Here is a 26,286-nt window from a genome sequence, read left to right on the forward strand (position 1 = left end):
CACACCATAGCGCCCTCAGGGCACGATGACGAGCTTGCCCCGCGTCGTACCGGAGCGGCTGGCATCGAATGCGGCGCCCACCTCGTCCAATCCAAACGTCTCCGCAACGTTGACGGTCAGCTCACCAGCGGAGACATGCTCGCTGAGCACCTCGAGCTCGGCACCGGACGGGCGCACCCACACGAACTGGCCCCCGTGGGCGAGCACACTCGGATCCGCGACCGAGGCGTGCGCACCGCCCTCGCGCAGCACCGCCAGGGTGACGTCCTCGACGCCGCCCACGAAGTCCACGACCGCGTCGACACCCTCCGGCGCCAGCGCCTGAACACGTTCACTCAGGCCCTCGCCGTACTCCACGGGCTCGGCTCCGAGCCCGCGCAGGTAGTCGAAGCTGCGCACCGAGGCCGTGCCGATGACCCGGGCGCCCGCGGCCCTCGCCAGCTGCACGGCCATGCTGCCCACCCCGCCCGCCGCGGCGTGGACGAGAACGGTCCTCCCGGCCCCCTGGGGGTAAACACCGGTCAACCGCAGCACTCGCAGGGCGGTGAGCCCAGCGAGCGGCAGACCGCCTGCCCCCTCCCACGACAGCGCGGCCGGCTTCGCCGCAACCGCCTCGACGGGCACGGCGACGTACTGCGCGAACGTCCCGCCGTGGACGGTCTCCTTCCGCGCATACGCCATGACCTCGTCACCGGGGGCGAACTCCGGTGTATCGGGTCCGGTCTCCACGACGACACCGGTGACATCCCAGCCGGGGATGGCCGGCAGGCGCGTGTCCATGAGCCCTTCCAGGCCACCGGCCATGACCTTCCAGTCCACCGGGTTCACCCCTGCGGCCCGCACCTCGATGAGCACGGTGCCCGGCCCCACCGTCGGGGAGGGGCGCTGCCCGGTTCGCAGGGTCGAATTGTCCTTGGCCGGCTTCTCGTAGAACGCTGCGCGCATCGTGGCTGCTCCTCTCCCCCGCCGGTGCGAGTGCGCCGGCGGTCGCGGTGACCGCACGTCCGCGGCCCGCTGCGTCAACCGGGCGCGGGCGCCGCCCATTCCGCGGGCCGCGTGTCTGCCGGCCCACAACCGCTCAGCGGATGACCTTCTGGCAGACGTAGACGTCCTCGGCGCCGGGCCGGTCGGGGGCATCGCGGATCTCGAGCACATCGAATCCGGCGGCGCCCAGTGCCGCCCGGTTCTCATCCCGGCCGCGGAAGCGCAGTGTCGACTCCGAGCGCAGCTCCTCGCCGTGGGGGAACGCGTAGACCTGGGCGAACGAGACGAGGGGCGGGTGCGCGACGACGTCGGTCCGCGTCTCCCGCACCCGGCCGATCCCGGGCACATGGTGTTCGACCGGCTCCGCCCGCGCCCACGCTTCCCACGCCCGCGCCTCGGGCCTGCGGGTTTCGAAGACCAGGTGGCCACCGGGCACGAGGCGCTGGGCGAGGGCATTGAGCGTGGCCGCCCACGCGTCATCGGTGAGGAACACCTGTGCGACGTTGCCCGTCATCGTCGCGAAATCCGCGCTCACCGGCGGCGGATGGAGGGAATCGGCGCAGAACCAGTCGACGAACTCGCCACCGGGCTTGTGGCGGGCGACGTCGAGCATGGCCTGGGCGGGATCGATACCGGCCGCGGCCATGCCCGCCCGCTGGGCGAACAGCGCGAAAGCACCCGTGCCGCAGCCCACGTCCAGGACGGAGGTGGCCCCCACCGCCTGCGCGATCGACATGTAGAGGTCCAGATCATCGCGGGGCCCCTCGAAGGCGTCGTAGACCCGCGCCAGCCGCTCGTCGGCGTAGTGCGCATCCGGGTGGGTGCCTGGGTGGGCGTCGTGGTGCGCGCCCTCGCGGTGGTCCGCCACCTTCCGCCTACTTCCCCCGCTTGAGGAGCAGGGCGAGCGCGATCGCGGCCAGCCACACATTGTGCGAGACGGCCACGCCGTCCCCGGCCGGGCGCAGGCCGTCGTCCTTCGTGAATTCCTCGGTGCGGAAGTACATCGTGAGCATGCCGCCGGAGAACGCCGCCAGCCCGAGCCCGGCGAGCTTCGTGGGCACGAAGGGGGCCAGCAGCGCTGCGCCGACGGCCACCTCGGCGGCGGCGAGCAGCTTGCCGAACTGCGCGGGCTCGAGCTTCGCGAGCGCAGGGAAGCCCTTCGCGGCCATCTGCTGGAGGAACGCCGCGCTGCCGTCTTCGAGCGCGAACTTCTCCACCCCGGAATTGAGGATGGAGGCGCCGGGGATGGCGCGCAGGATCGCCGTGGACGGAGAGAATGCCATGGAGGGTGCCCTTCGGGTGGAGTGGGGTGTGCGCGGCAGCGGCCGCCCGCGGCGGCTGCCCGGATGGGTCCGCCGCACCCCGCACCCTAACCGCCCGGCCTGTGCCGCGTGGCCGGGACCCCGGCGCGGGCCCGCGCCGGACCCGGGCAGACCCGGGTGCACAACCCCGGGCACGCCCGGGCCAAGCGGGCCCGGGGCCCACAAGTCCCGGGCCCACGAGACCCGGATGCGGGGTCCGCGCGTGAGAGGCTGGCCCCATGACCGCGGAACCGGGAAACAGCCAGGACGTGCGCGAACTCCTCCTCGACTACTTCGAGTTCTACCGCCGGACGGTCGAGGAGAAGGTGCGCGGGCTGCAGCCCTCCGAGCTCTACGCCTCCCAGCTGCCCTCGGGGTGGACCCCCGCGGGCCTCGTCAACCACCTTGCGCACATGGAGCGGCGCTGGTTCCGCTGGGCGTTCCTCGCCGAGCAGATCGACGATCCGTTCGGCGACCGCGAGGGCGGCGTGCGCTCAGGCCCCATGGTCAATCCGGATCAGGACATCGACGACCTCCTGGCAGCGCTGCACGCGGCCGGGGCCGACTCCCGCGCGATCGTGCGGGCCCACGCGCTCGACGAGTGGGCGGCCCCCGGCGGCCGCTTCGCGGATGCGGACAGCGTGGCGCAGCTGCACTGGATCATGCTCCACGTCCTCCAGGAGTACGCGCGCCACGCGGGCCACCTCGACATCGCCTGCGAGCTGCGGGCGGCCAACCGCGGCGACACCGGTGAGGCCTGAGACCGCGCAGGCGCCCGCCGTCCCCGGGCCGTGCGCCGGCAGCACTGAGCCCCCGCTGCCGGCTGCACCCCGATCCCGAGCCGCACGATCCGGACCGCGGGCCCGCAGCACCCCGCCCGCTGTCCGGCATCGCTCCAGTGCCGGTAAGACGCTGCGTCTCATGTCACCCGTGCGGGGGTATCGCGCGGGAGATCGCGCGCCTAGAGTTCAGCGCGGCAGCGCGCAGCCCCCGCCGCGCGCGCTGGCCACCGCGCCCCTCGACGGCGCCGCCGCCCCGCCCGGCCGCACCTTCGCAGCCGCGGTGCGGCACCCCCCATTCACCCGGCGGACTGAGACAGCAGACTCGGAGGACACGGCCGTGGCCGATCCCACCTCACAGCCCACCGCGCAGCCGGGCTCGCAGCCCGCGGCGCAGGGCCCCGCCCAGCCGGACGAGCGGGCGGCCGCCCGCCGGCAGACGCGCGGGCTCATCGTCAAGTTCGCGATCATGGCCGCCGCTGCGCTGGCCATCTACTTCATCCCGCCGCCCGCGGGAGTCGACGAGCGCGGCATGCACATGCTCGCGATCTTCGTCGCCACGATCCTGGGCCTCATCCTCCAGCCGCTGCCCACCGCGTCCGTCGGCCTCATCGGACTGGCGGCCGCCATGCTCACGGGGGCCATGAACGCCAAGGACGAGGCGCTGTCCGGCTTCGGCAACTCCGCGGTGTGGCTCATCGTCGCGGCGTTCTTCATCGCCGACGGCTTCCTCATCACCGGACTGGGCCGGCGCATCGCGCTCGTGTTCGTCTCCTGGCTGGGCAAGTCCAGCCTGGGCCTGTCCTACGGGCTCACGATCACGGACCTCATCCTGGCCCCGGCCACGCCGTCGAACACCGCCCGCGCCGGCGGCGTCATCTACCCGATCATCCGCTCGCTGGCCGAGGTCCACGGCTCCACCCCGGACACCGATGCCTCGCGCCGCAAGCTGGGCTCGTATTTGGGCATGACCGAGGTGCAGGTCAACGCCGTCACGGCGGCCATGTTCCTCACGGCCATGGCGGGCAACCCCATCGCGCAGGCCGCGGCGGCCCAGCAGGGAGTCGAGATCACCTGGGGCGGCTGGGCGATCGCCGCGCTGGTGCCCGGGCTCGTCACCCTGCTGCTCATGCCGTGGGTGATGTCGAAGATCTACCCGCCCACGGAGAAGAGCACGCCGGGCGCTCCCGCCGAGGCGCGGGCCGAGCTTGCGCGCATGGGCCGGCTGAGTTCCGGCGAGTGGACGATGGCGGGCACGTTCGTCCTCCTGCTCGTCCTGTGGTGCCTGGGCACCCAGCTGCACGTCAACGCGACGGCGGCCGCCTTCGCCGGCATCGCGATCCTGCTCGTCACCCGGGTGCTGACCTGGAAGGACCTGGCGAAGAACGCCTCGGCGTGGTCCACCCTCATCTTCTTCGCCGTGCTCGTGGGCATGGCCGACCAGCTCAACGCCCTGGGCGTCATCGGCTGGATCGGCGACTCGGTGGCGCACGCGGTGGGCGGTCTGAGCTGGGTGCCGGCGTTTGCGATCCTCGTGCTCGTCTACTTCTTCGCCCACTACTTCTTCGCCTCGAACACCGCCCAGATCGTCGCGATGTACGCGGTGTTCCTGGGGGCGGCGATCACCGCGGGCGCCCCAGCGCTGTTCGCTGCGCTGAGCCTGGGCTTCGCCTCGAACCTGTTCGGCGGCCTCACCCACTACGCCTCCGGCCCCGCCGGCGTGGTGTTCGGCTCCGGCTACGTCAAGGCCGGCGAGTGGTTCCGCGTGGGCGCGATCGCGGGCATCATCATGCTCATCGTGTTCTTCGCCGTTGCGATCCCCTGGATGGCGCTCACCGGCTTCATGGGGTGAGCACGGCAGGCTGAGCACGCTCCCGGCGGTGCCGCCGCAAGGCCCCCCGCGACCCCACACGGCCGTCGCGGGCCCACGCCGGTGGTGGAAGAATCGGGTCATGGCGGACGCAGCGAACCCGGAACCAGACGAACGCGGTAAGCCGGCCCGCACCTCGGCGGCACAGCGGGCCGAACGGGCCTTCACCGGCATCATCGAGGTGCGCGGGGCACGCGTGCACAACCTGCGCGACATCGACGTCGACGTGCCGCTGGGCAAGCTCGTGGGGATCGCCGGGGTGTCCGGGTCCGGGAAGTCCTCCCTGGCCATGGGCGTGCTCTATGCGGAGGGCTCCCGGCGCTACATCGAGGCGCTGTCCACCTACACGCGCCGCCGGATGGGCCAGGCCGCCCGCGCAGACGTGAACCGCGTAAGCCACGTGCCGGCCGCGCTGGCCCTGCGCCAGCGGCCCGGCGTGCCCGGTGTCCGCTCCACGTTCGGCACGTCCACGGAGCTGCTCAACGTCCTGCGGCTCATGTTCTCCCGCCTGGCCGGCCACCTGTGCCCCCACGGCCATCGGCAGGAGCCCACCCTGCGGGTGGCCGAGGAAGTGCCGTTCTCCTGCCCGATCTGCGGGGCCCAGGTCCACCCGCCCGGCGCGGAGGAGCTCGCCTTCAACTCCGAGGGGGCCTGCCCCGAGTGCGAGGGCACCGGGGTGGTGCGCACGGTCGACGACGCCTCGCTCATCCGCGATCCGCACCTGAGCCTCGACGAGGGCGCGGTCATCCCCTGGCAGATGTTCGGCTTCCGCGTCCAGCCGCAGATCGCCCGGGAATTCGGCGTCCGCACGGACGTGCCGTGGGACGAGCTGAGCGACGCGGAGCGGCAGATCGTGCTCGACGGGCCCGAGGAGAAGAAGCACATCACCGTCACCACGAAGAACGGGGTCCACGACCTCAACTTCACCTTCCGCAACGCCCGGCTGACCGTGCTCGAGGAGCTCAAGCGCGCCGGGGATGAGAAGCGGCTGCGGCGCGTGAGCCGCTTCCTCACCGTCTCACCGTGCCCCGCCTGCGGCGGCAGCCGCCTGAGCGAGCGCGCCCGCGGCCCGGAGATCGGGGATGAGAACCTCGCGGCGGTCACCGCGAAGACCCTCGATCAGCTGCTCGCCTGGACGGACACCGTGCCCGCCACGCTGCCGGAGGACATGCTGCCCATGGCCCGCAGCCTCAGCGACGCGCTGCGCGGCATGGCCCGTCGGCTCGTGGAGCTGGGCCTGGGCTACCTCGGCCTCGACCGGGCCTCGGCGACCCTGTCGACCGGCGAGCGGCAGCGCGTGCAGCTGGCCCGCGCGGTGCGCAACGAGACCACCGGGGTGCTCTACGTCCTCGACGAGCCGTCGATCGGGCTGCACCCGTCCAACGTCACCGGGCTGCTGGGCGTCGTCGAGGACCTGCTGGCCGACGGCAACTCGGTGGTCCTCGTCGACCATGAGCCGCTCGTGCTGCGGCAGGCCGACCACCTCATCGAGATCGGCCCGGGCTCGGGCGCTGCCGGCGGCCGGGTCGTGGCCACCGGCACCGTGGCGCAGCTGGGCGCCGATCCCGCCTCGCTCATCGGCGGGTTCCTCACCGGCAGCGAGCGGGTGAGCGCGCGCACGCCCGCCCCCGCGGCGCAGACGTTCGACCACGGCACCATCCGGCTGAACACCGCCCCCATCCACACGGTGCACGAACTCGAGGCCGCCTTCCCCGTCGGCCGGATGACGGCGGTCACGGGCGTCTCCGGCTCGGGCAAGACGACGCTCGTGCTCGACAGCCTCATCCCCGCCCTGCGCGCCCGCACGGAGGCCAGCACCGGGGGAGCCACCAGTGGCGGCAGCGGGGGCGGCGGGGGCGGGTCCACAGGCGGCTCCGCGGCCGGCGGCGATTCCGGTCCCACCTTGCCCGCGCACGTGAGGGCGGTGGAGCCGGGCGGCATCACCCGCGTCAACGTCGTCGACGCGGCGCCCATCGGCATCAACGTGCGCTCCACCGTCGCCACCTACACGGGGATCATGGACGAGCTGCGCCGTGCATACGCCCGCCTGCCCGCGGCGCAGCAGGCTGGCCTGGACGCCGGGTCGTTCTCCTACAACACGGGTGCGCTGCGCTGCCCGCGCTGCGAGGGGACGGGCCAGGTCACCCTGGACGTGCAGTTCCTGCCGGACGTGGACATCGCCTGCCCCGAATGCGAGGGCGGCCGCTACGCCCCGCAGGCGCTCGACTACCGCCGCCCCAGCGCGGATGGCGGGCCCGCGCTGGCGCTGCCGGAGCTGCTCGCGCTCACCGCCGCCGAGGCGCTGGACCGGGTGGGCGACCTCGCGCCGGTCCGCACGCGCCTGGAGGGGCTGCGCGATGTGGGCCTGGGCTACCTCACCCTCGCCGAGGCGACACCCGAGCTCTCCGGGGGCGAGGCCCAGCGCCTCAAGCTCGTCTCCGAGCTCCAGCGCGGGCAGCGGGGGACGCTCTTCGTCTTCGACGAGCCCACCGTGGGCCTGCACCCGCTGGACGTGCGCACGCTCATCGGAGTGCTCCAGCGGCTGCTCGACCAGGGCGGCACCGTCCTCGTCATCGAGCACGACCTCGACATGATCGCCAACGCGGACCACATCGTCGACATGGGCCCCGGCGGCGGCACCGAGGGCGGGCGCATCATCGCCACCGGGACGCCGCGCCAGGTCGCCGCGGACCCCGACAGCGTGACGGGGCGCTACCTGGCCCAGCAGCTGGCAGACGACGAGGACGCAGCGAGCTCGGGCCGCGCATGAGCAGGCGGGGGAATGAGCAGGGCGGGCGTGAGCAGGCGCGGGCGTGTGCAGCGCTGGGGGCGCGGGGCAGGAGCCCTCTGGGCCCCGGCCGCACAGACGCCGCAGTGATCGCAGCTCTCGCAGCGCGGACCTCAGCTCTGCACGAGTGCCGTGAGGACGGGCGCGAGGGCCTGGAGGAGGGGGTCGAGGTCCTCCGCCGGCGTCTGGGTCTCCAGCTCGCCGATCTCGAGTCCGACGATCTCACTGCCGGCGAGCACGGCTGCCGCGGCACGGAGGTCGCCGAGGCTCAGGCCGTTCGGCACCCGGTAGTCCGTGGGCACCGTGTCGGGATCGAGCACATCGCAGTCGATGTGGATGTACACCGGCCGCCCGGCGACGGCCTCTCCCAGCCGCCGTGCGAAGTCCGGTCCGAGTGCCACGAGCGCCACATCGTGTGAGCGCATGAGCTCGGCCTCCGGCTCGTCGATGTCGCGGACGCCCGCAAGGACGGTGCGATCGGGGGCAAGGCCGGCCCCGAGCCCGGAGTTCCACCAGCCGAGCGAGCCGGACAGCGCCAGCCCGCCCAGGTAGCCCGTGGGGGTCGTGGCCGGTGTGTTGAGGTCCGCGTGGGCATCGAACCAGATCACCACGGCATCCGGGCGGTGCTGCGCGACGGCCGGGAGGGTGGCGAGCGCGACCGCGCACCGGCTCAGCGCCGTGACGGGCGTGAGGCCGCGGCCGAGCACGTCGTCGTAGTGCGCGCGCATCGCCTGGAGCGCGGGGCGCGCGGCGGTGAGCTCGACGTCCCAGTCCGCGGCGAGGGCCGGCTCCGGGGCGCCGATGACCGTCGGGGGCTGGCCGAGGAGCCCGGCGAGGGCCTGCGCCAGGCGGGGTGAGGCCGCCATCGCACGGTCGTTGTGGTCGCCTGCGCGAGCGGCGAAGTGGGTGAGGCCGGGAGCGGGCGGAGTGGGCATGTGCGGTCTCTTCTTCCGGGAGGCGTTCGCTGACACCCGCCACGCTATGACTCGGCAATGTGGTCGTTCAATCGCCGAATGGACCATATTCCGCCTAGGAAACAGGCATTCTGCGGTCCTGGAATAGGCTATGTGCCATGTTGGACGACGTGGACCGCCGGGTAATCTCGCTGCTGCGCGCGGACAGCCGAACCCCCATCGCCGAACTCGCGCGGCAGGTCGGGGTGAATCGCTCGACCGTGACGGGCCGCATCGAGAAGCTGGTGGCCGAGGGGGTCATCGAGGCCTTCACCATCCGCCTCGCCAATGATGTGGACCGCGATGCGATCCGCGGCGTCGCCATGGTCTCGATCGCCCCGAACCGCGGCCGCGACGCCGTGCGGGCCATCCGCGGCTACCCGGAGGTCGAGCAGCTCCATTCGACGATCGGCGAATGGGACCTGGTCGTGCATCTGCGCGCGATCAGCCTCTCCGAGTTCGACACGGTCCTCGAGCGCATCCGCGCCGTCCCGGGGGTGGTCGACACCCGCACGAGTCTGCTCTTCAACTCGCTGACGGGATAGCACCGCGCGCCCGGCGCCTGCCCACGTATGCGCTCAGCGGCCCCGCCGGGCGCGCGCGGCCCACCGGCCGTGGGCCTTCGAGACCTCGATGGGATGCTCGAAGGCCGCGCTGATCGTCTCCGTGGTCAGGACCTCGTCCACCGGCCCCGCCGCGACCGCGCGACCGTGGGCGATGACCATGGCATGCGTCGTGGTCTCCGGCAGCTCCTCGAGGTGGTGCGTGACGAGGACCGTGGTGAGCGCGGGACCGGGGTCCAGCCCATTGATCGTCTCGAGGAACTGCTCGCGCGCCGCGACGTCCAGACCGGTGGTGGGCTCGTCGAGGAGCAGCAGCGCCGGCTCGATGACGAGGGCGCGGGCGATGAGGGCGCGCCCGCGCTCACCCTGGGACAGGGTGGTCCAGGGCGCGTCCCGGCGCTCGGACAGGCCGATCCGCTCAAGGGCTGCGCGGGCCCGTTGCGTGTCCTGCGCCGTGGGCTCCCAGCGCATGGGCATCTCGATCGTGCCCGTCAATCCGGTGAGCACCACCTGCGTGACGGTCAGCGGCGAGCGCAGCGGGTGGCGCGGATTGACGTGGCCGATCTCGCGCCGCAGCGCCTGCATGTCCACTCGCCCGATCCGGTGGCCCAGCACGTCCACGGTCCCGCTCGTGGGGTGGGTCTGCGCCCCGCAGAACCCCAGCATTGTGGTCTTGCCGGCGCCGTTGGGACCCAGCAGTGCCCACCGCTGCCCCGCGTGCACCGTGAGGTCGACCCCGTGCAGGATCTGCGTCTGCCCGCGCCGCAGCGTCACCCGGTCCAGGCGGATCACGGGCTCCGCTGCCGAGGCGGGGGCCGGTGTCGCCGAGGCGGCGGCGGGCATTGACATACCGGGGGCGGTTTCACTCACGGGGCAATCCTCTGGATTCGGGCGGTCGGGGGGCGGCGGGCCGAGTCAGGGGCCACCGTCAACACCCGTCGTGGCCAGGAACTCGCGCACCCGCGGCAGCACCTCGTCTGCGTATTCGGAGAAGAACCCGTGGCGGCCGGGGAACAGCTCGAGTCGCGCGCCGGGGATGCGCTCAGCCAGCAGGCGCGCATTGGCCGCGGGCGTCATCACGTCGTCCTCACCGTGGATGACGAGGGTGGACGCGGCGATGCGGGGCAGTTCGCCCCACGCGTCGTGGGCCAGGCTGCCGCGGCGGTGCGCGGTCTTCTCCGCGCGCGTCATGCTGGGATCACCCAGCAGCGTGCTCTCCTCCAGGGGATGCGGCCACGCGGGGGTGTAGAACAGCTCGAAGAGGAAGCGCAGCCGCTGGCGCACGTCGCCGTGGCCCATCGCCCGCGTCACTGCCGGATCGCGCGCGACGGCGTGCTCGCCGCCGGGCGCACTGCACCCGATGGCCAGCGCCGATACGCGCTGCGGGTGTTCGATGGCGAGCTTCTGCGCCACCCGACCGCCCATCGAGGTGCCGAATACGCAGGCCTCGTCATAGCCCAGGTGGACGAGCACGGCGGCGGCATCGGCGGCGAAGAGGGACGTGCCCCACTCCCCCACCTCACCGCGGCTGTCACCGGTGCCCCGGTAGTCGAAGGTGATCGTCCGAAAGACCGGCTCGAACACCTCGCGCAGGCCGTCCCACCAGCGGTGGGAGTTCGCCTGCCCGGGCAGCAGGAGCAGCGGCGGCGCAACGGGCGGGCCGCCGGTCTGCACGGCCAGCGCGAAGCCGTCGGCAGCCCCCACGGTGGTCACCGGCACGCTCCTACTCCGGCCGCGGCGGGTGGCCGCTGGCGATCGAGATGCGGTTGAACGCGTTGATGAGCACCGCCGTCCATTCGACGGCGGCGATCTGGTCGGCGGTGAGCGCCTGGGCGGCCCGCTCCACCAGCGCATTGCGGTCCGCGGACTGGTCGATGACCGTGAGCGATTCGGCCAGCAGCAGGGCCGCGCGCTCGACGTCCGTGTAGACCCCGCGCGCCTCGGGCCACGAGGGCAGCAGGTCAAGTTGGCGCTGGCTCACGCCTGCGGCGCGGGCCTGCGGGACATGGATGCTCAGGCAGGTGGGGCAGCCGTTGAGCTGCGAGACGCGCACGTTGACCAGCTCGATCGTGGAGTCCTCCAGGCCGGCGGCGTGCGAGGCCTCCCGCGCGGCGACGGCCGCCTTCTCCATGGCCTTCTGGACCTGCGGCGCAGCCTTGTCGATGTAGGGCCGCTTCACGCCTGCCCGCCCTGCACCGCGTCCTCGACGGCCTCCATGTCCTTGCCCGTCGCCTTGCGGACGCGCCCGCCCGCGGCCTCGTACTCCTCGGCGTTCTTCTGCAGCCACGCACGGACCATGGGGCAGATCGGCACGACGGTGATGCCCTGCGCGCGCACGTCGGCCATGGCCGCGGCGATGAGCACCGTGGCCAGGGCGCGGCCGCCGAACTCCTCCGAGACCTCGGTGTGGTAGAAGATCCACTCGCCGGGCGCCTCGGGCGCGGCCATGAAGACCGTGCGCCCGGCGACGGTGCCGTCGTCGAGCATGATCGCGTAGGCGCTGTTGGCCTGATCGACGGCAACGCTCACGGGGGCGCCGTTCTTGTCGGTCAGCTGGTCATCGGCCATGGGAATCTCCATTCGGGACTGTCTCCGCGGCGGCTCCACCGGGAGCGGGGGTGAGCGGCTGGGTCCGGGAGCGCTGGGCGCTGGGCGCTGGGCGGCGGATTGCGGCGGGGACGCAGCTCGACATCGGGCAGGGCGGGGGCGGGCAGGCGCGCCAGGCCGTCCTTGCTCCGGCCGGGCCCGAGGTGCCCGACGTAGCCGTCGACCTCCCCGAACCGCTCGCCGTGGGCCTCCCACTCCGCCCGGTAGCGGGCGATCTCCTGCGAGTCGCGGCCCACGAAATTCCACCACATGACGATCTCCTCGCCGAACGGCTGCCCGCCGATGAGCACGAGAAGCGCGGGCTCCTCGCCGAGGTTGGCGATGCGCAGCGACTGACTGCCCACGCCGGTGTAGGCCAGCCCCGCACGGGGGATCTCGACGCCCTCGAGCGCGACGGCACCGGAATCCAGCAGCAGGCCGTGCTCGAAGGAGGGATCGACGGCCAGGTCCACCACGGCGCCCGGCTCCAGGCGCAGCTGCGCGCCCACGAGGGGGCTGTAGACGCTGATGGGCGAGGTGCGGCCCAGCAGGCTGCCGATGAAGACGAGCGCCTCGCCGGCGGGCGAGCCGTCCACCGCACGGTCCGAGTCGCCGGCACCCGGGGCGCCACCGTCCGAGGCGCCAGCGTCAGACGAGCCAGTGTCCGAGTCGCCCGCGGAGGCGCGGGCCAGTGGCACCGGCTCCGGCTCGAAGTGCTCGAAGGCGCGGCCCAGCGTGCCGCGCACCGCGTCCGGCAGCGCCAGCCACAGCTGCACCCCGTGCAGGGTCTGCGTGTCCTGGGTGGAGGTCTCCGAGTGGCAGATGCCGGTGCCCGCGGTCATGAGGTTGATCTCGCCGGGCAGCACGGTGCCGCGGCCGCCCCCGGAGTCGATGTGGGCGATGGCCCCGTCGAAGAGCCAGCTCACGGTCTGCAGGCCGGTGTGCGGGTGGGGCGCTACGTCCATGCCACCGGTGGCCGCTACGTCGTCGGGCCCGTAGTGGTCGAAGAAGCACCAGGCGCCGATGAGGGAGCGCTGCCGCTGCGGCAGCGTCCGGCGCACGGTCATGGCCCGCGGTCCGCCCAGGGGCACCTCGCGCGCCTCGATGAGCTCAACCTCGGCGCCCCCGGCGCATTCCGAGCGGGGGCCGGGCAGGCCCTCGCCGCGGCACAGGACCTGCGCCGGGTGTGCTTCGACGTTGCTCATGGCGATTCCTCCTTGGGCCCAGCACCCGGCGTTCCCGGCCGGCGCCGCGTGCCCGCGTACCCTGCGTGCCCGCGTACCGGGCCCGCCCGCGGGTCAGGCGCACCGCGACGGCAGATCGTCGGCCGGTCGGCCCAGCCGCCCCAGCCGTGCGGCCGTGTCGGGGTGAGCTGGGTCCGCAGTGTATCCGAACAGGCGCATGCCCGGCCGGTCGCCCACCTCGAGCGCCTCGAAGCGCAGGCGCAGCTCGCCCACCCGCGGGTGCAGCAGGCGCTTGGCTCCGCGCCGGTGGTCGCTGACATCCCGCTGGCCCCAGCGGCACCGGAACTCGACGCTGCCGGCCAGCAGCTCCCCCACGAGTTCGCCCAGGCTGCCGTAGGCCCCGCGTGGCGCGTCCGCATCGTCGCCGGGCTCATTCCCGACTGCGCTGCCGACTGCGCTGCCATCACCGGCCCCGCCCTCGTCTGCGCGGGCGGCCTGGCTGCGGCCCACCTCCGCCTCGAGCATCGCGGCGGCCTCATCGGCCACCTGCGGCCAGTCGCCGTAGAAGCTGCGTGCAGCGGGGTCCAGGTAGACGAAGCGCGCGAAGTTCGGGCGCACCGGGTCCTGATCGGACACGGCCTCGTAGAGCGCTCGGCCCTGGGCGTTGGCGTGGAGGAGGTCGAGGCGCCCGTTCTGCACGTGCGCCGGCGTCGCGAGTGCGTCGACGAGCGCGAGGAGCCCGGGCGGCGGCTGCCCGTCGCGCGCCTCGGCGGGCAGGGGCGAGCGCGGAGCCGCGGCCGCCCGGGTCGCGTGGGCGAGGTTGAACAGGTGCGCGGTTTCGACCTGGTCCAGCCGCAGGGCGTGCGCAATGGCCGCCAGCACCTCGTCCGAGACCCCCCGTGAGCGGCCCCGCTCGATCTGGATGTAGTAGTCCGAGCTGACTCCGGCCAGCGCCGCGACTTCTTCGCGGCGCAGCCCGGGCACCCGCCGGCGAGGCCCGCGGGGCAGGCCCACGTCCTCGGGGCGCACGCGGGCGCGGCGGGTGGCGAGGAACTCCTGGAAGCGGCTGCCGGTCACGCGCACCGACGATACTGCACACCAACGTGCCCAGCGGGGGGCTCGCAATACCGCCCTTAGCCGTGCCTTCCGATGCGCGGGCCGCTCGCATAGCGTGCACGGTGACAGTCGGCACCAGTGACGGGCCTTGACCCTCGATCGTGGACACGGTGTCGGTTCGGTTATGCCGCTTCCGCGAGGGTAGCGGACGTGGTCGCCGCGTAGGCGTTCTCGTAGTTGTTCGGGGTGATCTGGCCGATCGCGGAGTGGCGCCGGCGGGTGTTGTAGCGGTTCGCCCACCGGAACACGGCCCGGTAGGCGGTGGCCTGGTCCGGGAACGCCGACGCCCCTTCGAGGAGCTCTCGCTTGAGCGTCGCGTTGACGCTCTCCGCGAGTGAGTTGTCGGCGCTCGTGCCGATCGCACCCATGGACTGGGTGACCTTGAGCTGCTCGCAGAGCGTTGCGTAGGCCTTCGACGTATAGACGCTTCCGTGGTCGCTGTGGAAGACGGCACCGGCCAGCGATCCGCGGTCGCGGGCCGCGGCGCGGAGGGCGTCCTCGACGAGTTCGGTGCGCATGTGGTCGGCGACCTGCCAGCCCGCGAGCTTCCGCGACCCGAGGTCGATGCAGGTCGCCAGATACAGGTTCGATCCGTCGGCGATGGGGAGGTAGGTGATGTCGCCGACATACCTGCGGTTCGGTTCCCCGATGCTGAAGTCCCGTTCGATCAGGTCAGGGAACTTCCGCCCGGACTGGTCCGGGATCGTGGTCTTCACCCTTCGTCGCAGCCGGATCCCGGCGAGCTCGTGTTCCCGCATCACCCGGGCGACCCGCTTATGGTTCACCCGCCCGGCGGCGGGAACGCCGTCGTTGAGGTCGGCGGTGATCCGCGGTGCCCCGTAAGCGCGGTCGCCGCCCTGGGCGGGGTCCTGCAACACGCGGATCCGCGCCGCGAGGGCCGCGTCGTCGGCAGCCTTCGCGGCGCGCCGCGGTGCGGCGTCCAGCCAGGCGTAGAACGAGGACCTCGCGATCTCGACGACCTCACACAACCGCTTCACGCCGTAGGCGTCCTTGTGGTCCTGGACGAACTGGAAGCGGTTCACCAGTTCGTCTCCCCCGCGAAATACTTCGCCGCCTGGCGGAGAATGTCCCGCTCCGTCTCGAGCTTCAGCTTCTCCGCTTCCAGCCTCGCGTTCTCGACCTCCAGCCGGAGGATCTTCGCCGTCGGCGACTCCGCCCGCCCCGCCGCGGGCATCGGCCCCATACCCGCAGTCGTGGCCCCAGAGCCGTGCTTGCCGACCCACTCCTTCAGCGCACCGCGGGAGATCCCCAGATCCGCCGCGATCCCCTTCAACGTCGCGCCAGGGGTGGACTCGTACAAATCCACCGCCCGCTGGCGGAACTCGTCCGTGTAATTCTTCCTAGCCATCCCTTGGATTCTCGCTTCCCCAGCCTCGTGCTGGAATCAGCGTGTCCACGATCAGGGGTCAAGCGCCTTGTACAAGCCGTTGACCGTCTCAGCCAAGGCGTTGTCATACGAATCGCCTACTGTCCCAACCGAAGGCGCGACGCCGTGCTCGGCCAACGTGTCGGTGTACGCCAGCGAAACGTACTGGACTCCGCGGTCGCTGTGATGCACGAGCCGTCCGCTCTGACGCGCCGCCGGGGTCGTGGTGATCGCCTGCTGCAACGCGATCATCGGCAACGCCTGCGTCGTCAGCGACGACGCGACCGACCAGCCGACGATCTTCCTTGTGCACGCATCGGTGATGAACGCCGTGTACGCGAACCCACCGACGGTGCGCACGTACGTGATGTCCGCCACCCACAGCTCGTTCGGCGCCAACGCGTGGAAGTCACGCTCGACCAGGTCCGGGCGGTGATCGGGCAGCTTCGACGCGACGGTCGTGAACGGGTGACGCCCGCGCCGAACACCGTGCAGCCCAGCGACTTTCATGAGCCGGGCGGTCTGGTCGCGTCCGATCATCCAGCCCTGGCGGCGCATCGCGTGCCACATCTTGCGGTGGCCATACACGCCGTAATTCTGCTGGTGGACGCGCCGGATCTCGTCGATGAGGACCTCGTCACGGATCGCTCGCGCGCAGCGCGGGCGGGCTTTCGCTGCCCGGTAGCCACGCGACGTGATGAACCCACACTCCGTCGCGCCCAGCACGCGACAGATGGACTCGACCCCGAACTGACCCTTGTGTTCGTCGATGAACCGGATCATCTCGTCGTGGGGCGGTCGAGTTCCGCTGCGAAAAAAGCCGATGCTTTCTTCAAGATCTCGTTCGCGCGCCGTGTCTCTGCGAGTTCGCGGCGAAGGCGCCGGTTCTCTTCCTCGAGCGACTCACGCGGCGCTGCCGCGCCCGCCATGGCTAGTTGTTCGCCGGCACGGGGCATCCAGTTACGGATGGTCGCCGGCGCGATACCGAGCGAGGCTCCGACGGCGTCCATCGCGACGCGCTGTGAGCATGCTTCGGCGGCGCGCTTGTCGAGCACCATCCTGACGGCGTGCTCACGCAACTGCTGGTCGTACTTCTTGGGCATGATCCGATTCTCCTTCAGATGAGTCGGAACCAAACCCGGGGCGCTTCAGACCGGGCGAGATCGCTCGGTGCGTCAGAGTTGCGACTGAACGTGATTGTCGGCAATGACGCCGCGATACGAACATACGAGCGTGCGGGCTTCACAACCAGTCCACGATCAGATCGACCCGATGTGCGCGTGATGTTCCGAGCGCTGTAGCACTCCGAACGAAGAGTCGGAGGCCGAGCGAAGCCTTGCTGCTCAGCCAGCCGAAAACGATGGTGATCTCAACCGGTCAACGCACCACCTGCTCCGTCGGGCGTATCCGCGTCACTTCGTTGCGCGACGGAGCTCGCGGTAGATCATGGTGCGGGACACGTCGAACAGCTCCGTGAGTTCGGCCTGGGTGTGCTTGCCGGCGGCGGCGAGGTCGAGCAGGTGTTTCCGTTTCGTCTTGCTCAGCGTGAGCTGGCGGCCGCGAAGCTTCCCGGCGGCCTTGGCGATCTGCATGCCCTCCCGTGTGCGGGCCCGGATGAGGTCCGCTTCGAATTCGGCGACCATGCCGAGGACATTGAATAGCAGCCGGCCTACCGGGTCGTTGGGGTCGTAAACGGACCGGCTTTCGCGCGTAGTTGCGCCCAGAGCGAAGAGGCTCGTTCCTGCCGTATCGGCTCGATTTACTTGATGCATGAGGCGAGTGCTAGTGCTGGGCGGCACCGGATGGTTGGGGCGACAGGTCGCTGTCGCGGCCCGCGACAGGGGCGCTCAGGTTGTTTGCTTGGCGCGTGGACAATCGGGCGAAGTTCCGGACGGCGTCGAGGTGCTGCACTCGGACCGGCTGCTTCCCGGTGCCTACGACCGCGTCACGGGTGACTGGGACGACGTGATCGAACTCGCTTACGAACCGCAGCTTGTCGGACCCGCCCTGCAGGCGTTCGCGCCCCGTGCAGCGCACTGGACTCTGGTGTCGAGCGTGTCGGTGTATGCGGACAACAGCACGCCGGGCGCGAATGAGTTGGCGGAACTGGTCGAGCCGCAAGACCTCACCATGTACCCGGACGCGAAGGTCGCCGCCGAGAAAGCCGCCGCGGAACGGATCGGGGACCGTCTGCTAATCGCACGCCCGGGCCTAATCGTCGGCCCTGGCGATCCAAGCGATCGCTTCGGCTACTGGCCCGCCCGGATGCACCGCGGCGGTCGCGTGCTCACACCGGCCACTGCCGGAAGATACGTGCAGGTCATCGACGTCGACGACCTCGCGCAATGGATCGTGCAGGCGGGAGTGGACCGCCGCATCGGGGCTATAGACGCGGTGGGAGCGGTCCACACGATGGACGACTTCTTCCGTGCCGCGTGCACGGCAACAGGGTTCGACGGCGAGCTCATTGCGATCGGCGACGACGCGCTGCTCGCTCACGACGTTCACTACTGGGCCGGTCCGCGATCTCTTCCCCTGTGGCTGCCGATCGCGGACGCGGGCTTCGTCCGTCGCGACGGCGCCTCCTTCCTCGCGACGGGAGGCTGCCTCCGGCCGCTGTCAGAGACGCTGCAACGAACGCTGACCGACGAGGTGGAGCGCGGCGTCGACCGACCCCGCCGCTCCGGACTCACGACGTCCGACGAGCACGAGGTGCTCGACGCCGCACGCTGAACGATCCTTTTCGCGCGGGGTCAAGTCATGAGCGCGTCGAGGAGCCGGCCGTGGCTGGTGTCCCAGCCGAGCACCCGGCGGGGTCGGGTGTTGATCTTGTCCGCGATCCGGTCGAGGTCGGTCTGCGTGAAGCAAGCCAGGTCGGCCTGCTTCGGCAGGTACTGCCGCAGCAGCCGGTTCGTGTTCTCGTTCGAGCCGCGCTGCCACGGCGATCGTGGGTCGCAGAAGAACACGTCGATACCCAGCGTCTGGGCGATGCATTCGTGTTCGGACATCTCCCGGCCGCGATCCCAGGTGATCGACTTCAGTATCGATTTCGGCAGGCTGCGGAGGTTCTCGACGAGCGCGGCATGCACGTCCGGGCCTTTGATGCCGTCGAGCTTCACGAGTCGAACTGTCCTGGTGGTGCGCTCCACCAGGGTTGCCACGGCGCTGGGGCGCCGCCCCATGACGAGGTCGCCTTCCCAATGCCCTGCTTCGGTGCGCGCTTCGATCTGCTTGGGTCGATCGTGGATCGAGACCATGTTCCGCAGTCGGCCCCGCCCATGCCCGGTACGACGAGCCTTCCTCGAGGTGCGCATGCCGCGCCCCAAACGCAGATGCGCTTTCAGGGCCGACGGGAGCGCCAGGCGCGAGCCGATATAGAGCGTCCGGTAGATCGCCTCGTGCGAGATCCGCGCCCCCTGAGCTGCAGCGGGGTTCAGACGGAGCCATGCCGCAATCTGCTGCGGCGACCAGTCCTCCGTCAGCTTCTCCCGCACGATCAACCGTAGGCCCTCGTGCGCTTCCAGCTTGCACGGCTTCGGACGGCGCGCGGTCTCCCACGCTCGTCGATCTGCCGCCGCGGCCCGGTACTGAGCGGGTCCACCGTTACGGGCGATCTCTCGCGACACCGAGGACGCAGACCTCCGTAGGCGAATCGCAATAGTGCGCGCGGAGTCACCAGCTGCGAGCCCGCGGGAGATCTCTTCCCTCTCAGCAAGAGACAACCTCAGAGACGCCCGCGAGCGCGCGGCGGGGCGGATCCCGCCAGTAGTGGCCAGGAGCCGGCGCACCGCCTCGCGACTGCAACACTCCGCCCGGGCGATCACTCGGACCGGCTCGCCAGCGCGCCACCGTTCCCACACCGCATCCTGCTGCTCAAGACCTAACACCATCCCACGACCTCCTCGCCGATCCATCCGCATGCTCCCATCAGTGGGTGGTGCGTTGACCGGTTGAGACCGCCATCGTTTCCGGCGGAAGCCTAAGCGGTGTTGTCAACGTCGGCTGAATTTTGACCCCTTATCGACGCATGAAAATTGACCCCCTCGGGTTCGTTGTTACTGGTCGCCGCCCGGCGCGGGCGGGGTTTTGAGGAGCTCGCGTCGGGCTCGGGTGCGGTAGGAGTCGCCGGCGAGGGTGAGGACCTCGGCGTGGTGGACGAGGCGATCGATCATCGCGGATGCGACGATGTCGTCGGCGAAGATCTCGCCCCACCGGCCAAAGGGCATGTTGCTGGTCACGAGGATTGAGCCTTGCTCGTAGCGGGCTGCGATGAGCTGGAAGAACAGGTTCGCGGTATCGGCGTCGAAGGGCAGGTAGCCGACCTCGTCGATGATCAGCAGCCGGTAGCGGCGGAGCCGTTTGAGTTCGTGTTCGAGGCGCCCCTCGCGGTGCGCGGTCTGGAGGCGTGATGCCCATCCGGTGGCGGTGTCGAACGCGACGGGGTAGCCGGCGTGGCAGGCTCTGATCCCGAGGGCGATGCCGAGGTGGGTCTTGCCGACTCCGGGTGGTCCGAGCAGGATCACGTTCTCTGCTTTCGGGATCCAGGTCGTCGTCGCCAGGTGCGCGAGGACATCGCGACGCAGCGAGGGCTGATGATCGACGTTGAAGTCCGCGAGTGTCTTGACGGCGGGGAAGTGCGCGCCCGCGATCCGCAGGCTGGTGCCGTTGGCTTCTCGGTCTGCGACCTGGCGTTGCAGGACCGCGGTCAGATACTCCTCGTGGGACCAGCCTTCCTCTCGTGCGGTCTCGGCGAGGGGCTCCCAGACGCGACCGATCGTGGGAGCTTTCAACGCCCGGGCGAGATACCCGAGTGTCGCGGCGGTCTCGGTCGTGACGCCCATCAAGCCACCTCCCCGGTCGCCGGGTCGAACCGGACCCCGAACAGGTCGTCGTAGTCGGCGGTGTCCCGGAACATCACCCGCTGCGCGGGCCTGCCCCGGTCTGCGCGTTCTCGATCGCGTTTCGCCGCCGAGAACAACGATCTGAGCCCTCGGGCGGTCTCGACGTGGGCAGGGTCGGTGACCACCGCCCCGGCCGCCCAGCACCGGTCGTGGTCAGCGACTGTGTTCCCGTCGCAGACGACGATCACACGGGTCAGAGTCGCGGTGACATCGACGAGCCGGCCGATCACCCGCGGGTCAACGGAGTAGTCGTTCGAATCGACACGGACGTAGTAGTCGCGGCCGAGGCGGACCCGGCTCACCAGGCCCGTGGCCGGCGGGTGCGGCGGCAGAGCCGTCATCGCCGCAACATCACGGTCCAGGACATCGATGGGCCGCCCGCCGAGGGAACGGACCGTCCGGGCGTTCGCGCGGGGCAGCCAGTCACCCAGCTGCGCGTTGAAATCGGCCGGGGACGTGAACGCCCGGCCAGGCAGGAACGACGTCTCCAGATACTGGTTGTTGCGCTCCGTCATGCCCTTGAACTCCGGATCCCGCGGCGGTGCGAGCACGACCCTGGTCGCGAGGGTCCCCGCGAACGCGGCCGCCGCCTGCGTCACCTTCCCCTTCCCTCCGATCGCTGCCTCACGATCCCAGACCAGCGTCTTCGACACCGCACCGACTTGCGAGATCAACTGCCACATGCCCGCCAGCAGATCCCCGGCCTGACGCGAGGGGAGCATCACCGCGGACAAGAACCTCGAGAACGTCAGCGTCATCACCAGCACCGGCAGCATCGCCGCCTGCCCGAACCCGACCGGGATCCGCGGCTCCGGGAACCACAGATCCATCTGCGCAGCCTGCCCCGGCTCATGCACCAGACGGTCCGCGGGATCCACCCCGGCATACTCCGGCCGGATCACCCGGATCCGGTCCTTGAGGATCGTCAGCGAGTGCGACCATCCGATCCGCTCCGCGATCACCGTCGCGGGCATCTTCGCATCCACCCGCAACAATTTCCGCACCTCCGGCTCAACAGCGTCGACCAGCGACCCCTTCGGCGCACGCCGATACGACGGCGGCTCGTTCGACGCCAACGCCGACTTCACCGTATTCTTCGAGATCCCCAGCTCCCGCGCGATCTGCTTGATCGGCACCCGCTCGGCCCTGTGCAAACGGCGGATCTCCGCCCAATCTTCCACTGAAATCACCCTCCAAGGATGCTGGAGGGGGTCAGAATTCACCCGTCGCCACGGGGTCAGTATTCACCCGTCGTCGACAGGTGTGACGCGGCTTTGAGCCCAGCTCCTATGCTCTTATCTCATGAGTTATCTCGCTATCGTCGAACGATTCGTCTCTCACCACTTTCCGCACGCGAGTGTCGCGCTGCTCGCGGGAAGCACGGCTCGCGGAACGAGGACCTCGACCAGCGACATCGACCTTCTCCTTCTCGGTGAAGAGATCTTCGCCGACGACCGCACGAGCCTGGCGGCGACGTACCGCTTCGAGGACGAGATCTTTGAGGTCTTCGCGTATACCGAAGCGGGCTTCACGGTCTGGGCGAACCGCGGGTTCGAACAGCATCGACCAGTGATTGCCCAGATGCTTATTGATGGGATCGCTGTCCGTGGCGCAACCGAACACGAGAGGTACAAACACGAGTGGTCTTGCAAATACGAGGCTGGGCCGACCCTTGACCCTACGGAAGCAACGTTCCGTCGCTACGTCATAACGGACTTGCTGGATGACTATCGAGACGCAACCGACCCGGTTGAACGTCACATACTTGCGGCCTCCCTCTACGAGAAAACGGCTGAACTCATACTGCTCTCGAACTCGCGTTGGATCGGCGCGGGCAAGTACCTCCCGCGACGGCTCACAGAGTTCGATCCAGATCGCGCTTCCGCTTTGGCCACTCCCCTAACGGAGAGCCAGCACGATCGTTTTGCGACTCAGATCGAGATCGAACTCGACCGTGCTGGAGGTCGCGTTCAGGAGGGCTTCCAGCGATAGCTCATCGCGCTGCTGCCGCGCCGACGCCGAACGCGCTTTCGCGGCCCGGTATCCGCGGGCGGTGAGGAACCCCACCTCGGCCTGCCGCAACACACGGCACACGAGCTCGACCCCGAAACGACCACGCATCTTGTCGACGAACGCGATCATCTCTACGAGGGGCGGCCGAGCTCGGTCGCGAAAAACATGCTCGCTGACCGGAGGATCTCGTTCACCTTCTTCAACTCGGCGATCTGCTTCTTCAACCGCATACTCGACATCAACAAGCAGACGCACCTCATCCCCGAGGCCGTCGACGCCGCCCAAGAAGCACTCCTCATAGGACGATAATCGACGCGGGAACCACGACACTTATCGCCGCAAGTCACAACCCACGTCCTGCGTGCACGTTCTCTCGGGGCTGTCTTGCGAAGTCGTCTCGACGGAGAATGCCTCACAGGGGTGCGGTCTATGGGTTTGTGAGTCATGCTGAGCGTATGAGGCTTCTGGGATATACGCGGGTGAGCACGGCGACGCAGGATGCGCAGCTGCAAGTCGATGCGCTGGTGGAGGCCGGGGTGCAAAAACGGGACGTGTTCTCCGATGTGACCTCGGGTAGCCGGGTCGCGATCGAGCGGCCGGGGATGAAGCGGCTGCTGGACTACGCCCAGGACGGTGACACGGTGGTGGTCTGGCGCATCGACCGGCTCGGCCGGTCCCTCATCGATGTCCTGAACACGGTCACGCTGCTGCGCGGCCAGGGCATGAAGATCCGATCGGTCTCCGACGGGATCGACCCGGAGACGACGTCGGGCCGGATGATGCTGGGCATGCTCGCCACCCTGGCCGAGTACGAGCGCGAGCTGATCACCGAACGGGTCAATGCCGGGATCGCCGCGGCGAAGCAGAATGGCACCCGCTTTGGCCGGCCTCCGGTCGACCCGGCTGTGATCGCGGAGAAGCTCGAGATCGCGGGCGATGCCCGCGCGAAGGGCCGTACCGCCGAGGATGCCGCTCGACTCGTCGGCTGGTCGCGGGCGACGCTCTATCGCCACCAGCAGGCGGCCCGCGCCCGCGAGGCCGTCGCCGAGCAGGCGTGAAATGGACGGGCCAGCGCGATGGCGCATCCTCCGGCTGCACGTCGAGGACGGTATCCCGCTGAGCGCCCTGGCCCGGGAGACCGGGATCGGGTTGCGCACCTTGGAGCGCTGGCACGCCCGCTACCGTGCCGACGGGTACGCGGGCCTGGAGACAGGACAGCGCTCAGACGCCGGCACCCACCATCTGCCCACGGAGCTCGTGCGGTTGATCGAGGGCCTGGCGCTGAGCAAGCCCCGGCCTGCGATCGCCACGCTCCACCGCAAGGTCACCGGCATCTGCGGTACCCGAGGGTGGCCGGTGCCCTCCTACGGGGTGATCCGCTCGATCGTGGCCGCGCTCGATCCGGGCATGGTCACCCTCGCCCTGGAGGGCGCGGCCTCCTACCGTGACAAGCACGAGCTGGTGCTGCGCCGGCAGGCCGACCGGCCCAACGCGATGTGGCAGAGTGACCACACACTGCTCGACATTCTCGTGGTGGGTACCGACGGCAAGCACGCCCGCCCCTGGCTGACGACGATCCTCGATGACTGCTCCCGCGCGATCTGCGGCTACACCGTCTTCCTCGGTGCGCCGTCCGCGATGAACACCGCCCTGGCGCTGCGGCAGGCGATCTGGCACAAGTCCGACCCGGCCTGGCCGATGTGCGGCCTGCCGGACGTGCTCTACGTCGACCACGGTAGTGACTTCATCAGCCACCACCTCACCCGCACCGCCGTCGACCTGCACATCCGGCTGATCCATTCCACCGTCGCCCGTCCGCAGGGCCGGGGCAAGATCGAACGGTTCTTCGGCACCGTCAACACCGAGCTGCTCGCTGACCTGCCCGGCTACATCACCGAGGGCCACCCCGCTCCGACGCCGAAGCTGTCCCTGGCCGAGCTCGACAGCGCGGTGGAGGAGTTCGTGGCCACCTACAACGACCGGATCCACAGCGAAATCGGCACCTCGCCGCGCATCGCGTGGATCGCCGAGGGCTGGCTGCCGCGCATGCCCGCGAACCTGGAAGACCTCGATGGGCTGCTGCTCACGGTCGCCCAGTCCCGGGTGGTGCGCCGTGATGGCATCCGCTTCCAGGGGCTGCGCTACGTCTCCCCAACGCTGGCCGGCTACGTCGGACGGTCAGTAGTGATCCGCTACGACCCGCGCGACATCACCGAGATCCGCGTGTTCGACCATGACGAGTTCCTCTGCAAGGCAGTCAACCAGGAGCACCAGGATCAGAAGATCGGCCTCAAGGAGATTCAGGCTGCCCGCAACGCTCGCCGTCGCGCCCTGCGCCAAGGCATCAATGAACGGATCGCCGTCGTCGCCGCGAACACCACCGAGAAGCCACCGACAGCCGAGCCGCCGGCGCCGCGGCGGAAGTTGAAGGTCTACAAGGAGGACCTGAGGTGAACCAGCGCTTCATCGTCACCAAGGAGCATCGCCGCTTCACCGAGTTCGCCGACGCTGTCCGCCGCGGCCGCACCATCGGTCTGTGCGTCGGACCGGCCGGGGTGGGCAAGACGCTGTCCGCGCGCCGCTACGCCCACTGGGAGAAGGCCTATGACCTGCTGACCTACTGGGGGCCGCGCGCCGACAGCGACGCCAAGGTCTATGCCGCTCTGGCCCGCAGCCGCACCGTGCTCTACACCCCCAGCGTCCTCACCACCCCACGGGTGCTGAAGGACGAGCTCGACCAGGCCCTCGCCCGCACCAGCATCTGCATCGAGCAGCACCTCGAAGCAGTCGGCCAGATCACCCCGGCCCGACGGCACGGCAGGAACTACGTCGAGCTGCTCATCGTCGACGAGTCCGAACGGCTCCGTCCCACCGCGCTGGAGCTGCTACGCGATCGCTACGACCGCGACAACATCGCGCTGATCCTGATCGGCATGCCCGGGCTGGAGAAGCAGTTCAGCCACTACCCCCAGTTCTACAGCCGTGTCGGCTTCGCCCACCAGTACCGGCCCCTGGGCACGGACGAGCTGCTGTTCGTCCTCCAGCGTCACTGGCGCTCCCTGGGCAAGACCCTCGACTCCGAGGACTTCACCGACGCTCAGGCCATCGCCACCATCACTCGCATCACCCGCGGGAACTTCCGACTGCTAGAGCGGCTCTTCCCGCAAATCGAGCGCGTCATGAAGATCAACGAGCTCGACACCATCACCAACGATGTCATCGAAGCAGCCGCCAGCACTCTCGTCATAGGCACCACCTGAGACCGCCACGGAGCATCGACAGAACCCCGGCATTTACCGGCGAAGGTCATACCTCGGGGGCCGATGGAGTCCTGCGGCCACCACGAACACTTACAGCCGGTTCACCTTTTCGGACGGCCCGCATCACCGGACCGCGGCAGGAGCGAGGCGGGAGGAGTGCCGACCGTTCGAGTGCGCATAATAGAAGTTATGCGCACTAGAGTGAGCCTAGCGCCCTGAATTTCGTTCTTAGAGCCGATTCAGTCCCTAAGCTTGGTCCTGTGTCACTTCGTGCTGCGCGACCGGCCCATCGGCGCCCCCGATGTCGCCTCGCTCGCGGACCGCGTGCGGCCCGGTGTCAGTCTGTCGCTGATGGACGTTAGCCCGGACGACCGGGTCCTCCGCTCCGTGGTGGCCGAGGACCAGGGGCTGCGGTTCATTGGGCTGTTCGGGAACCACATCGCCAACGACCCCATCATTGACAACGCCGACAAACACGATCCGGGCTTCTTAGCCGACCTGATCGCGCTGATGCTCAAGCTGTGATCACCAGCAGGCGAGATCTTCACAGGCCGCACGTGCGACGGCTCCCGGGGCCTTTCGACCCCGGGAGCCGTCGGAG

26 protein-coding genes and 1 pseudogene are annotated in these 26,286 nt (G+C 70.1%); 11 read left to right on the forward strand and 16 right to left on the reverse strand.

The genetic code is table 11. The features are described from left to right. Positions 1-15 precede the first annotated feature (15 nt). From BRM1_RS09405 to BRM1_RS09415, 3 genes are all read right to left on the reverse strand, one after another. Positions 16-945, reverse strand: a complete 930-nt coding sequence (locus BRM1_RS09405) for an NADP-dependent oxidoreductase (protein ID WP_268525445.1) — start codon at positions 943-945, stop codon at positions 16-18. 133 nt (positions 946-1,078) lie between these two features. Further along, positions 1,079-1,852, reverse strand: coding sequence for a class I SAM-dependent methyltransferase (locus BRM1_RS09410; protein WP_268525447.1), 774 nt, complete (start codon positions 1,850-1,852; stop codon positions 1,079-1,081). Between the two features lie 7 nt (positions 1,853-1,859). Then, positions 1,860-2,267, reverse strand: a complete 408-nt coding sequence (locus tag BRM1_RS09415; RefSeq protein ID WP_160952757.1) for a hypothetical protein — start codon at positions 2,265-2,267, stop codon at positions 1,860-1,862. 257 nt (positions 2,268-2,524) lie between these two features. Here BRM1_RS09415 and BRM1_RS09420 point away from each other — a divergent pair, with 257 nt between their 5' ends. The 3 genes from BRM1_RS09420 to BRM1_RS09430 all read left to right on the forward strand — a co-directional run bounded on the left by BRM1_RS09420 (position 2,525) and on the right by BRM1_RS09430 (position 7,704). Continuing rightward, complete coding sequence (locus tag BRM1_RS09420) at positions 2,525-3,046, forward strand: mycothiol transferase (RefSeq protein WP_268525451.1); 522 nt, start codon at positions 2,525-2,527, stop codon at positions 3,044-3,046. A 487-nt stretch (positions 3,047-3,533) separates the two neighbouring features. Further along, entirely contained in the window at positions 3,534-4,916 is a 1,383-nt protein-coding gene (locus BRM1_RS09425) for a DASS family sodium-coupled anion symporter (protein ID WP_268529798.1), read from the forward strand. 100 nt (positions 4,917-5,016) lie between these two features. After that, complete coding sequence (locus BRM1_RS09430; RefSeq protein WP_268525453.1) at positions 5,017-7,704, forward strand: excinuclease ABC subunit UvrA; 2,688 nt, start codon at positions 5,017-5,019, stop codon at positions 7,702-7,704. Positions 7,705-7,835: 131 nt separating this feature from the next. Here BRM1_RS09430 and BRM1_RS09435 read toward each other — a convergent pair whose 3' ends face one another. After that, the gene (locus BRM1_RS09435; protein WP_268525455.1) at positions 7,836-8,657 is read right to left on the reverse strand and encodes an arginase family protein; all 822 of its coding nucleotides are present in this window, start codon (positions 8,655-8,657) and stop codon (positions 7,836-7,838) included. A 137-nt stretch (positions 8,658-8,794) separates the two neighbouring features. On the opposite strand from BRM1_RS09435, the gene BRM1_RS09440 reads away from it, so the two are divergent. Next, a complete protein-coding gene (locus tag BRM1_RS09440; protein ID WP_160952753.1) occupies positions 8,795-9,220 on the forward strand; it encodes an Lrp/AsnC family transcriptional regulator in 426 nt (141 codons plus the stop codon). Between the two features lie 33 nt (positions 9,221-9,253). Here BRM1_RS09440 and BRM1_RS09445 read toward each other — a convergent pair whose 3' ends face one another. From BRM1_RS09445 to BRM1_RS09485, 9 genes and pseudogenes are all read right to left on the reverse strand, one after another. Next, complete coding sequence (locus BRM1_RS09445; RefSeq protein WP_442864226.1) at positions 9,254-10,108, reverse strand: ABC transporter ATP-binding protein; 855 nt, start codon at positions 10,106-10,108, stop codon at positions 9,254-9,256. A 45-nt stretch (positions 10,109-10,153) separates the two neighbouring features. Further along, entirely contained in the window at positions 10,154-10,951 is a 798-nt protein-coding gene (locus BRM1_RS09450) for an alpha/beta fold hydrolase (protein ID WP_160952752.1), read from the reverse strand. 10 nt (positions 10,952-10,961) lie between these two features. Then, entirely contained in the window at positions 10,962-11,417 is a 456-nt protein-coding gene (locus tag BRM1_RS09455; protein WP_268525458.1) for a carboxymuconolactone decarboxylase family protein, read from the reverse strand. After that, a complete protein-coding gene (locus BRM1_RS09460; RefSeq protein WP_268525460.1) occupies positions 11,414-11,806 on the reverse strand; it encodes a GNAT family N-acetyltransferase in 393 nt (130 codons plus the stop codon). Before BRM1_RS09460 ends, BRM1_RS09455 begins: the two co-directional genes overlap by 4 nt. Continuing rightward, a complete protein-coding gene (locus tag BRM1_RS09465; protein ID WP_268525462.1) occupies positions 11,788-13,029 on the reverse strand; it encodes a pirin family protein in 1,242 nt (413 codons plus the stop codon). The genes BRM1_RS09460 and BRM1_RS09465 overlap by 19 nt, the downstream gene beginning before the upstream one ends. Positions 13,030-13,122: 93 nt before the next feature. Further along, positions 13,123-14,085, reverse strand: a complete 963-nt coding sequence (locus BRM1_RS09470) for a helix-turn-helix domain-containing protein (RefSeq protein ID WP_268525463.1) — start codon at positions 14,083-14,085, stop codon at positions 13,123-13,125. 161 nt (positions 14,086-14,246) lie between these two features. After that, a protein-coding gene (locus tag BRM1_RS09475; RefSeq protein ID WP_442864227.1) for an IS3 family transposase occupies positions 14,247-15,493 on the reverse strand; the annotation gives its coding sequence in 2 pieces (ribosomal slippage) (positions 14,247-15,178 and positions 15,178-15,493; 1,248 coding nt in all). A 63-nt stretch (positions 15,494-15,556) separates the two neighbouring features. Next, positions 15,557-16,614 (reverse strand): annotated as a pseudogene (locus tag BRM1_RS09480) (IS3 family transposase); the annotation flags it as partial. 309 nt (positions 16,615-16,923) lie between these two features. Continuing rightward, the gene (locus BRM1_RS09485; protein WP_442864229.1) at positions 16,924-17,283 is read right to left on the reverse strand and encodes a recombinase family protein; all 360 of its coding nucleotides are present in this window, start codon (positions 17,281-17,283) and stop codon (positions 16,924-16,926) included. A gap of 130 nt (positions 17,284-17,413) precedes the next feature. Between BRM1_RS09485 and BRM1_RS09490 the strand changes: the two genes are divergently transcribed. After that, positions 17,414-18,244, forward strand: a complete 831-nt coding sequence (locus BRM1_RS09490) for an NAD-dependent epimerase/dehydratase family protein (RefSeq protein ID WP_326956765.1) — start codon at positions 17,414-17,416, stop codon at positions 18,242-18,244. Between the two features lie 20 nt (positions 18,245-18,264). On the opposite strand, the gene BRM1_RS09495 is transcribed toward BRM1_RS09490, so the two are convergent. From BRM1_RS09495 to istA, 3 genes are all read right to left on the reverse strand, one after another. Further along, on the reverse strand, positions 18,265-19,401 hold the full coding sequence (locus tag BRM1_RS09495) for an IS30 family transposase (RefSeq protein ID WP_268525469.1): 1,137 nt from the start codon (positions 19,399-19,401) through the stop codon (positions 18,265-18,267). A 165-nt stretch (positions 19,402-19,566) separates the two neighbouring features. After that, complete coding sequence (gene istB / locus BRM1_RS09500) at positions 19,567-20,352, reverse strand: IS21-like element helper ATPase IstB (protein WP_268525472.1); 786 nt, start codon at positions 20,350-20,352, stop codon at positions 19,567-19,569. Further along, positions 20,352-21,602: an IS21 family transposase gene (gene istA, locus BRM1_RS09505; RefSeq protein ID WP_326956769.1), complete on the reverse strand. Its 1,251-nt coding sequence runs from the start codon at positions 21,600-21,602 to the stop codon at positions 20,352-20,354. Before istA ends, istB begins: the two co-directional genes overlap by 1 nt. Before the next feature lie 112 nt (positions 21,603-21,714). Between istA and BRM1_RS09510 the strand changes: the two genes are divergently transcribed. From BRM1_RS09510 to BRM1_RS09535, 6 genes are all read left to right on the forward strand, one after another. Then, a complete protein-coding gene (locus BRM1_RS09510) occupies positions 21,715-22,404 on the forward strand; it encodes a nucleotidyltransferase domain-containing protein (protein ID WP_268525474.1) in 690 nt (229 codons plus the stop codon). Positions 22,405-22,590: 186 nt separating this feature from the next. After that, entirely contained in the window at positions 22,591-22,734 is a 144-nt protein-coding gene (locus tag BRM1_RS09515; RefSeq protein WP_268525476.1) for a hypothetical protein, read from the forward strand. 146 nt (positions 22,735-22,880) lie between these two features. Continuing rightward, complete coding sequence (locus BRM1_RS09520) at positions 22,881-23,483, forward strand: recombinase family protein (protein WP_268525477.1); 603 nt, start codon at positions 22,881-22,883, stop codon at positions 23,481-23,483. A 1-nt stretch (position 23,484) separates the two neighbouring features. Continuing rightward, complete coding sequence (locus BRM1_RS09525; RefSeq protein WP_268525479.1) at positions 23,485-24,879, forward strand: Mu transposase C-terminal domain-containing protein; 1,395 nt, start codon at positions 23,485-23,487, stop codon at positions 24,877-24,879. Continuing rightward, positions 24,876-25,685: an AAA family ATPase gene (locus BRM1_RS09530; protein ID WP_268525481.1), complete on the forward strand. Its 810-nt coding sequence runs from the start codon at positions 24,876-24,878 to the stop codon at positions 25,683-25,685. Before BRM1_RS09525 ends, BRM1_RS09530 begins: the two co-directional genes overlap by 4 nt. 270 nt (positions 25,686-25,955) lie before the next feature. After that, on the forward strand, positions 25,956-26,210 hold the full coding sequence (locus BRM1_RS09535; protein ID WP_268525482.1) for a hypothetical protein: 255 nt from the start codon (positions 25,956-25,958) through the stop codon (positions 26,208-26,210). The last annotated feature ends 76 nt before the right edge of the window (positions 26,211-26,286 follow it).

It is taken from the genome of Brevibacterium sp. BRM-1 (assembly GCF_026802075.1).
Lineage (GTDB): Bacteria > Actinomycetota > Actinomycetes > Actinomycetales > Brevibacteriaceae > Brevibacterium > Brevibacterium rongguiense.